9 protein-coding genes are annotated in these 7,849 nt (G+C 73.3%); 4 read left to right on the top strand and 5 right to left on the bottom strand.

Going from position 1 to position 7,849, the window contains the following annotated elements; all coding sequences use genetic code 11:
- The 3 genes from ACW0Q9_RS26955 to ACW0Q9_RS26945 all read left to right on the top strand — a co-directional run.
- A partial coding sequence (locus ACW0Q9_RS26955; RefSeq protein WP_456185980.1) for a discoidin domain-containing protein occupies positions 1-2,468 on the top strand: 2,468 nt, incomplete at its 5' end.
- A gap of 109 nt (positions 2,469-2,577) precedes the next feature.
- On the top strand, positions 2,578-2,700 hold the full coding sequence (locus ACW0Q9_RS26950; RefSeq protein ID WP_091265774.1) for a 50S ribosomal protein L36: 123 nt from the start codon (positions 2,578-2,580) through the stop codon (positions 2,698-2,700).
- Between the two features lie 4 nt (positions 2,701-2,704).
- Positions 2,705-3,478: an SDR family oxidoreductase gene (locus tag ACW0Q9_RS26945; RefSeq protein WP_456185978.1), complete on the top strand. Its 774-nt coding sequence runs from the start codon at positions 2,705-2,707 to the stop codon at positions 3,476-3,478.
- On the opposite strand, the gene ACW0Q9_RS26940 is transcribed toward ACW0Q9_RS26945, so the two are convergent.
- The 4 genes from ACW0Q9_RS26940 to ACW0Q9_RS26925 form a co-directional block, all read right to left on the bottom strand.
- Positions 3,378-4,202: a glycosyltransferase family 2 protein gene (locus ACW0Q9_RS26940; protein ID WP_456185976.1), complete on the bottom strand. Its 825-nt coding sequence runs from the start codon at positions 4,200-4,202 to the stop codon at positions 3,378-3,380. The genes ACW0Q9_RS26945 and ACW0Q9_RS26940 overlap by 101 nt on opposite strands.
- Positions 4,203-4,265: 63 nt before the next feature.
- A complete protein-coding gene (locus ACW0Q9_RS26935; protein WP_456185974.1) occupies positions 4,266-4,922 on the bottom strand; it encodes an ElyC/SanA/YdcF family protein in 657 nt (218 codons plus the stop codon).
- A 57-nt stretch (positions 4,923-4,979) separates the two neighbouring features.
- On the bottom strand, positions 4,980-5,255 hold the full coding sequence (locus tag ACW0Q9_RS26930; RefSeq protein ID WP_456185972.1) for a DUF4873 domain-containing protein: 276 nt from the start codon (positions 5,253-5,255) through the stop codon (positions 4,980-4,982).
- The gene (locus ACW0Q9_RS26925) at positions 5,252-5,968 is read right to left on the bottom strand and encodes a TetR family transcriptional regulator (RefSeq protein WP_456185971.1); all 717 of its coding nucleotides are present in this window, start codon (positions 5,966-5,968) and stop codon (positions 5,252-5,254) included. The genes ACW0Q9_RS26930 and ACW0Q9_RS26925 overlap by 4 nt, the downstream gene beginning before the upstream one ends.
- 48 nt (positions 5,969-6,016) lie before the next feature.
- Here ACW0Q9_RS26925 and ACW0Q9_RS26920 point away from each other — a divergent pair, with 48 nt between their 5' ends.
- Positions 6,017-6,919 (top strand): AurF N-oxygenase family protein, encoded by a 903-nt coding sequence (locus ACW0Q9_RS26920; RefSeq protein ID WP_456185969.1) that lies wholly within the window; start codon positions 6,017-6,019, stop codon positions 6,917-6,919.
- Between the two features lie 44 nt (positions 6,920-6,963).
- On the opposite strand, the gene ACW0Q9_RS26915 is transcribed toward ACW0Q9_RS26920, so the two are convergent.
- A partial coding sequence (locus tag ACW0Q9_RS26915) for a glycoside hydrolase family 5 protein (protein WP_456185967.1) occupies positions 6,964-7,849 on the bottom strand: 886 nt, incomplete at its 5' end.

The following is a 7,849-nucleotide window of genomic DNA, read 5'->3' as shown; positions in this document are numbered from 1 at the left end:
CGGCCGACCCGCTGCTCTCCCAGGGACGGCCCACCACCGCCTCCTCGGTGGAGAACGCCGGCACCCCGGCCGCCAACGCCACCGACGGCAACACCGGCACCCGATGGTCCAGCGCCTTCACCGATCCCCAGTGGATCCAGGTCGACCTCGGTGCCACCGCCACCGTCTCCCGGGTCACCCTGGTGTGGGAGGCGGCGTACGCGCGGGCGTACCAGGTCCAGACCTCGACCGACGGGGTCGCCTGGACCACCGTCTTCAGCACCGCGGCCGGCGACGGCGGAACCGACGACCTGACGGTCACCGGCACCGGCCGCTACGTGCGGATGACCGGCACCGCCCGGGCCACCGCCTACGGCTACTCGCTCTGGGAGTTCCAGGTCTACGGCAGCACCGGCGGCGGCACCGGCTGCGACACCGCGACCAACGCGGCGCAGGGCCGGCCCGCCACCGCCTCGTCCACCGAGAACGCCGGCACCCCCGCCGCGGCGGCGGTGGACGGCAGCCCGACCACCCGGTGGGCCAGCGCCGCGAGTGACCCGCAGTGGCTCCAGGTCGACCTCGGCAGCGTGCGTACGCTCTGCCGGGTCGTGCTGAGCTGGGAGGCCGCCTACGGGCGGGCGTACCAGATCCAGACCTCGACCGACGGCGCCGCCTGGACCACCGTGTACGCCACCACCAGCGGGGACGGCGGGACCGACACCCTCACCGTCAGCGGCTCCGGCCGCTACGTGCGGATGTACGGCACCGCCCGGGCCACCGGCTGGGGATACTCGCTCTGGGAGCTCACCGTGAACACCACCGGCGGCGGCACCATCCCGGGCGGCGGCCCGCTCGGCCCGAACGTGATCACTTTCGACCCGTCGATGTCGAGCGCGACCATCCAGAGCCAGCTCGACACGGTCTTCCGCACCCAGGAGTCCAACCAGTTCGGCACCCAGCGCTACGCCCTGATGTTCAAGCCGGGCGACTACTCCGGCATCAACGCGCAGATCGGCTTCTACACCTCGATCATGGGGCTCGGCCGGAACCCCGGCGACGTCCGGATCCACGGCGACGTCACCGTCGACGCCGGCTGGTTCAACGGCAACGCGACCCAGAACTTCTGGCGGTCGGCGTCGAACATGCAGGTCTTTCCCTCGGCCGGCTTCACCCGGTGGGCCGTCTCGCAGGCCGCGCCGTTCCGCCGGATGGACATCCAGGGCGACCTCAACCTCGCCCCGAACGGCTACGGCTGGGCCAGCGGCGGGTACATCGCGGACAGCCGGGTCACCGGCGTCGTCCAGCCGTACTCGCAGCAGCAGTGGTACACCCGGGACAGCAACGTCGGCGGCTATCTCAACGCGGTGTGGAACGTGACCAACTCCGGCGTGGTCGGGGCACCGGCCACCAGCTTCCCGAACCCGGCGTACACCACCCTGGCGCAGACCCCGGTCAGCCGGGACATCCCGTACCTCTACCTCGACGGCAGCGGCAACTACCAGGTCCTCGTCCCCTCCACCCGGACCAACGCCAGCGGCGCGTCCTGGCTGGGCGGCGCCACCCCCGGCACCTCGCTGCCGCTGAGCCAGTTCTACGTCGCCAAGCCGGGCGACTCGGCGGCCACCATCAACGCGGCCCTGGCCCAGGGCCTGAACCTGCTGTTCACCCCGGGCATCTACCCGGTCGGCGAAACCATCCGGGTCACCCGGCCCGGCACCGTGGTGCTCGGCATCGGCTACCCGACGCTGATCCCGCAGAACGGGGTCGTCCCCATGACCGTCGCCGACGTCGACGGCGTCCGGCTGGCCGGGCTGCTCTTCGACGCCGGCCCGACCAACTCGCCGGTGCTGCTCCAGGTCGGCACGGCCGGCTCGACCACGAGCCACGCCGCCAACCCGACCTCCATCCAGGACGTCTTCTTCCGCATCGGCGGCGCCGGCGCGGGCAAGGCCACCACCAGCCTGGTGGTCAACCAGAACGACGCCCTGATCGACCACATCTGGGCGTGGCGCGGCGACCACGGCGCCGGCATCGGCTGGACGGTGAACACCGCCGACACCGGCCTGATCGTCAACGGGAACAACGTCACCGGGCTCGGGCTGTTCGTCGAGCACTACCAGAAGCACGAGGTGATCTGGAACGGCAACAACGGCCGCGTCATCTTCTTCCAGAACGAGTTGCCGTACGACCCGCCCAGCGCGTCGGCCTGGATGAACGGCTCGCGGGTCGGCTACGCGGCCTTCAAGGTGGCCGACGAAGTCAGCACGTTCGAGGGCTGGGGGATGGGTAGCTACTGCTACTTCAACGTCGACCCGACGATCGCCGCGTACCACAGCTTCGAGGCCCCCATCAAGGCCGGGGTGCGGTTCCACAGCCTGCTCACCGTCTCGTTGGGCGGCAACGGGTCCATCACCCACGTCATCAACGACACCGGCGGCACGGCGCAGGGCACGAACACCGTGCCGGTGAACCTGGTCAGCTACCCCTGACCGGACCGGGGGCGGCGGGGAACCCGCCGCCCCCGGCTCCCGCGCATGACCGCGGCACCGGCGGGTACGCGACCTCGAACGGGGTAACCACTGGGAACGGAGGTGCGGGATGAAGGTCCGGAGCTCCCTGCGCGCGCTGAAGCGCAAGGCCAACTCGATCGTGGTACGCCGCCGGGGCAAGGTCTTCGTGCTCAACAAGGCGGACCCCCGGCAGAAGGCCCGGCAGGGCTGAGCGGGTGGCCGACATCCTCGTCACCGGGGCCGGCAGCGGCCTCGGCCGGGGCGCCGCCCTCGGGCTGGCCCGGGCCGGCCACCACGTCATCGCCGGCGCCGAGATCTGGCCGCAGGTCCGCGAGCTGCGCGCCGAGGCGCAGCACGCCGGCGTGACCCTCGACGCGATCAAACTCGACGTCACCGACCCGGCCGACCGGGCCGCCGCCCGCCGCCACCGGGTGGACATCCTCGTGCTCAACGCCGGCGTCCAGCAGGCGGGGGCGGTGGTGGAGATCCCGATGGACCGGGTCCGCCGGTCGTTCGAGGTGAACGTCTTCGCGCACCTGCACCTCGTCCAGGACCTCGTGCCGCCGATGCTGGAGCGGGGCGCGGGCAAGGTGGTCTGGGTGTCCTCCGCGGTCGGGATCCGCACCCGACCGTGGGTCGGCGTCTACGCCGCCACCAAGCACGCCATCGAGGCGTTGGCCTGGGCCATGAAGGGCGAGCTGGAGCAGCGCGGCGTCCGGGTCGCGGTGGTCAACCCCGGCCCCTACCGGACCGGGTACAACGACACCGGGGTCGAGGCCATGTTCCAGTGGTGGGACGAGTCCACCGCGCTGCTGGACCGGCCCGACTTCGGCGACTACCTGGAGAACCAGCGCGATCCGCGGGAGATGGTCGACGAGCTGGTCCGGGTCATCCCCGCCGACCGGCACCCGTTCCGGACCGCCTGGCCGGAGGAGATCCGGCACCAGCTCCGGGAGTTCGAGTCGCAGGTGTGGGACGCGACGACCTGACCCCGGCCGGCGCGGCGTCGCCGTCGCGAGCACCCGGCGCGAACAGCCGGGTGGCGGCGAACCGGACCAGCGGGGCGTATATCCGGGCCGAGTCGGCCACCGAGGAGAAGTGCGACGAGGCGTTGCCGCCCCGGTAGTGGGTGGCGATCGGCACCTGCTCGATCGGCCGCCCGGCCCGGGCCGCGTGGAGCAGCACGTTCATCTCGTACTCGAACCGCTCGCCGGGAACGGTCCGGAGCCAGCCGAGCAGCCCGGCCGGGTACGCCCGCAGCCCGGTCTGGGTGTCCCGCACGTGGCGGCCGGTGGCCAGGCGGAACGCGACCCGGGTCGCCGCGTTGCCGAACCGGCTGCGCAGCGGCACCTCGCCGTCGAACCGGCGGACGCCCAGCGCCAGCGCGCCGGTGCCGCGCATCCGGTCGGCGACCCGCACCACGTCGGGGATCCGGTGCTGCCCGTCGGCGTCCACACACACCACGTCGTGCCCGGGGTGGTGCCCGGCGACGTAGCGGAAGCCGGTCTTCAGCACGACTCCCTTGCCCCGGTTGGCCCGGCGCCGCAGCACGGTGGCGCCCTGCTCCCGGGCCGCCGCGAGCACCCCGGCCGCGGTCGGGCCGCTGCCGTCGTCGACGACCACCACGTGCGCCGAGGGCAGCGCGGCGGCCAGGTCGCCGACGAGCCGCGGCAGGCGGTCCCCGGGTCGGTACACCGGCACCAGCACGATCACGGAACCTCCCGGGGTGACCCGTCGCCCGCCGGCCCGCCGTCGTGGGCCGATCGACGACCGTCCTTACCCGTGGCGCCGGCCGGCGAATCCACCCCGGTCGGCGCGGAGCAGACCCGCGACGCGGGCCAGGCCGCGTTCCCGGCGCAGCAGCGACTCCGGGGTGCGCAGCCCGAGGTAGCACAGCCGGCTCGCCGCCCGGGCCGCCCGCTCGTGGCCGGCGGGCACCGGGTCGGGCCCGGTCACCGGCACGTCCAGCAGCGCGGCGCCGGAAAGCCCCAGCACCTTGCCGGCGAGGAACCGGATCCGGGGCAGGTGCCAAGGGTGGGAGACCAGGCCGAGCGGCCGGGCCGGGGAGTAGGCCGGCCCGGCGAGCAGTCCGTCCTGGACGGTGTGCGCGAGATTCTGCAGGGTGGTCCGGGACCGGGTCTCGGCGTGCAGCCGGGCGTACCGGTGGAGGCCGGCGGCGTGGGCCAGGGCGAGCATCAGCTCGCCCTCGCGGCACCCGGCGGGTGGGCCCGGCGCCCCGGCGGGGCCGTGCGGCCAGCCGCCGGTGAACACGACCCGCCCCCCGGCGGCCCGCCGGAACTCGGTCGCGTGCGCGCGGACGTACCCGATGGCGGCCCGGGTCCGGGCGGCGCTCTCCGCGGTGAGCCGGTAGCCGTCGTCGGCCGCGACCACGCCGCGGCCGAACACCAGCAGCACGGTCGCGGTCGGCGTCATCCGCTCCACGGTACGCCGGACGCCGGCCGGTCCTCGTCGACACCGGGCGGCCGGCGGTCAGTCCTCGTCCTCACCGGGCAGCCAGGGTGGCTCGCCGACGCCGGTGATCCGCACGCCGCCCCACGGGTCGACCTCGGCGAGCCGGCCCCGGACGACCCGCTCGCCGACGCGTACCTCGACGTCGCGCCGGCCGGAGCGGAGCAGGCGCAGCAGCCGGGGATCCGGCTCGATCCGCCCGGCCCAGTGGTAGCGCCCGTCGACCGGCTCCCAGCGCCCGCCGGCGTGCAGCCGGACCACGCTGCCGGCGATCTCCGCCGGCCCCTGCCAGCTCACCGCTCGGCCCGCTCGGGCGCGCGGGTCAGCTCCTGGGGCAGGTCCGCGCCGCGCCGGACACCCTCGATGCCGCTCCAGAGCAGCGTGGTCAGGTAGTCGGTGAGCGCGGCCCGGCGGATCGGCTGGCCGTGCGTGGCCCACCAGTCACCGACCGCCTGGACGAAGCCGACCAGCCCGTACGCCCAGGGCTCGGCGGGACCGGCGTCGAGCCCGAGTGCGCGCAGCCGGTCGCCGATCACCCGGGCCAGGCCGGTGGCCACCTGCCGGCTGGTGCCGGCCACCACCTGGTGGATGCCGGGATGCCCGGCCTCGTGCAGCAGGAACCGGTAGAGCGTCGGTTGGGACTCGATCACGCCCAGGTAGGCGTCGATGGTCGCCTCGACCAGCGCGCGCTCCTCGCGGACCTGCTCGACGGCGGGGGCCACGGCGTCGACGACCCGGGCCGCCACCACCTCGCTGACGGCCAGCCAGAGCTGCGCCTTGTCGGCGAAGTAGCGGTAGAGCACCGGCTTGCTGACCCCGGCGGTGGCGGCCACCTGGTCCATGTCGACCGTCGGCCCGTGCCGCAGCAGCGCCTGCACGGCGGCGCCGATCAGCTCCTGCCGCCGCTGTTCGCGGTGATCCGCCCAGCGGTCCCGCCGGCCGGTGCGCCGCGGTGCGGGCGGTTCCGGCGGGGTATCCGAGGCATTGACATCGGTGGAGGTGCGTCGCATGCTACCACTCGTAACAGTTACTGGAAGTTACGTCAACCTGGAGGGGTCATGGAGGGGACGCCGACCGGATTCCCGCGCGAGGCCGTGGCCACCCGCCTGCTCGCCGCCTCGGTGCGCACCAGCTACGACCCCGTCGTGGACATCGACTGGTCGGCGCCCCACGTTCCCGGGGCGTTCTGGATGCCGCCGGAGCGCAGCAGCCTCTACGGCACGCCGCTGTGGAAGGGGCTGAGCGAGGAGCAGCGGGTCGAGCTGACCAAGCACGAGGTGGCCAGCGCGGCGAGCGCCGGGCTGTGGTTCGAGACGATCCTCATGCAGATGCTCATCCGGCACTACTACGACGCCGATCCGACCAGCCGGCACGCCCAGTACGCGCTCACCGAGGTCGCGGACGAGTGCCGGCACTCCATCATGTTCGGTCGCCTCATCGAGGCCATGGGCTGCCCGGTCTACCGGGCGGACCCGTTCGACCACCTGCTCGGGCGCTGGCTCAAGGCCACCGCCACCGGCCCGCGGATGTACGCGGCCATCCTCATCGCCGAGGAGATCCTCGACGCGTTCCAGCGCGAGGCCATGGCCGACGAGTCGATCCAGCCGCTGATCCGGATGGTGTCCCGGATCCACGTGGTCGAGGAGGCCCGGCACGTGCGCTTCGCCCGGGACGAGCTGGCCCGTCAGGTCGAGGCCGCCGGTCCGGTCGGGCTGGCCTACGCGCGGGTGGTGATCGGGCGGGCCGCGTACTCGATCACCCGCCGCCTGGTCAATCCACGGGCGTACGCGGCGGTCGGGATCCCGCCGGCGGCCGGGGTGGCCGCGGCCCGGGCCAACCCGCACTGGCGGGCCACGCTGCGCTGGTCCGCCCAGCGCATCGCCGACCACCTGACCGAGCTGGGGCTGGTCGCCGGGCCGGGCCGGCTGCTCTGGCGCCGCGCCGGGCTCCTCGGGGACTGACCGGCGGCGGCCCCCCTGGGGAGGGCCGCCGCCGGTCGCGCCGGTCAGGACGTGGGGAAGTTGTCCGGGGTACGGATGCGGTTGCGCATGAAGGTGCCGGAGTCGGTGAGCACCGCGGTGCCGGCGTACGTGCCGCCCGCGCAGGTGCCCGGCCGGAACGCCGCGCTGCCCTCGCTCGCGTCGGAGTACGTCCAGTTCGCGTAGCTGATCTTCAGCCGGTCCAGCAGGTCGAGCCAGGCGGTGCTGCTGGCCGTGTCGACCGCGCCGTCACCGGTGTAGGTCACCGTGCCGAACTCGGTGACGAACAGCGGCAGCCGGGAGGCGGCCCGCTGCACCTCGCTGCGGTAGTTGTCCTTGTGCGACGCCGCGTAGAAGTGGAACGCGTACATGATGTTGTCGGCCCGGACCGGGTTGTTGACGATCTCGTCGGAGTTGCCGCCCTCCGACACGCCCAGGGACGACCAGCCCCGGGTGCCGACGATGACCACGGCGTCCGGGTCGTTCGCCCGGATCACCGGGATCACCTGCTCGGCGTAGTTCCTGATGGTCGACCAGCTCACGCCGTTCGGCTCGTTGGTGATCTCGTAGATCACGTTGTTCTTGGCCGCGTTGCGCGCCGAGACCGCGGCGAAGAAGGTCTTCGCCCGCTCCAGGTTGTACATCGGGTCGCCGGGGGTGAGGGTGTGGAAGTCGACAAGCGCGTACAGGCCGCGCGCGCCCGCCTTGTCCACCAGCGTGTTGACCTGGTTGGTGAAGCCGGTCGGGTTGGTCTCGTAGCCCTGCTCCTGCACGTACATCGAGATGCGGAACAGGTCGGCCTGCCAGTCGGTGGCCAGCGCGTCGAGCGAGGCGTCGTTGTAGCAGTTGGCGAACCACTGCAGCCCGTGGGAGCTCATGCCGCGCAGCTGGATCGGCCGGCCGTACCGGTTG

The organism is Micromonospora sp. I033, from assembly GCF_053890995.1.
This window is presented reverse-complemented; position numbering and strand designations above follow the sequence as displayed.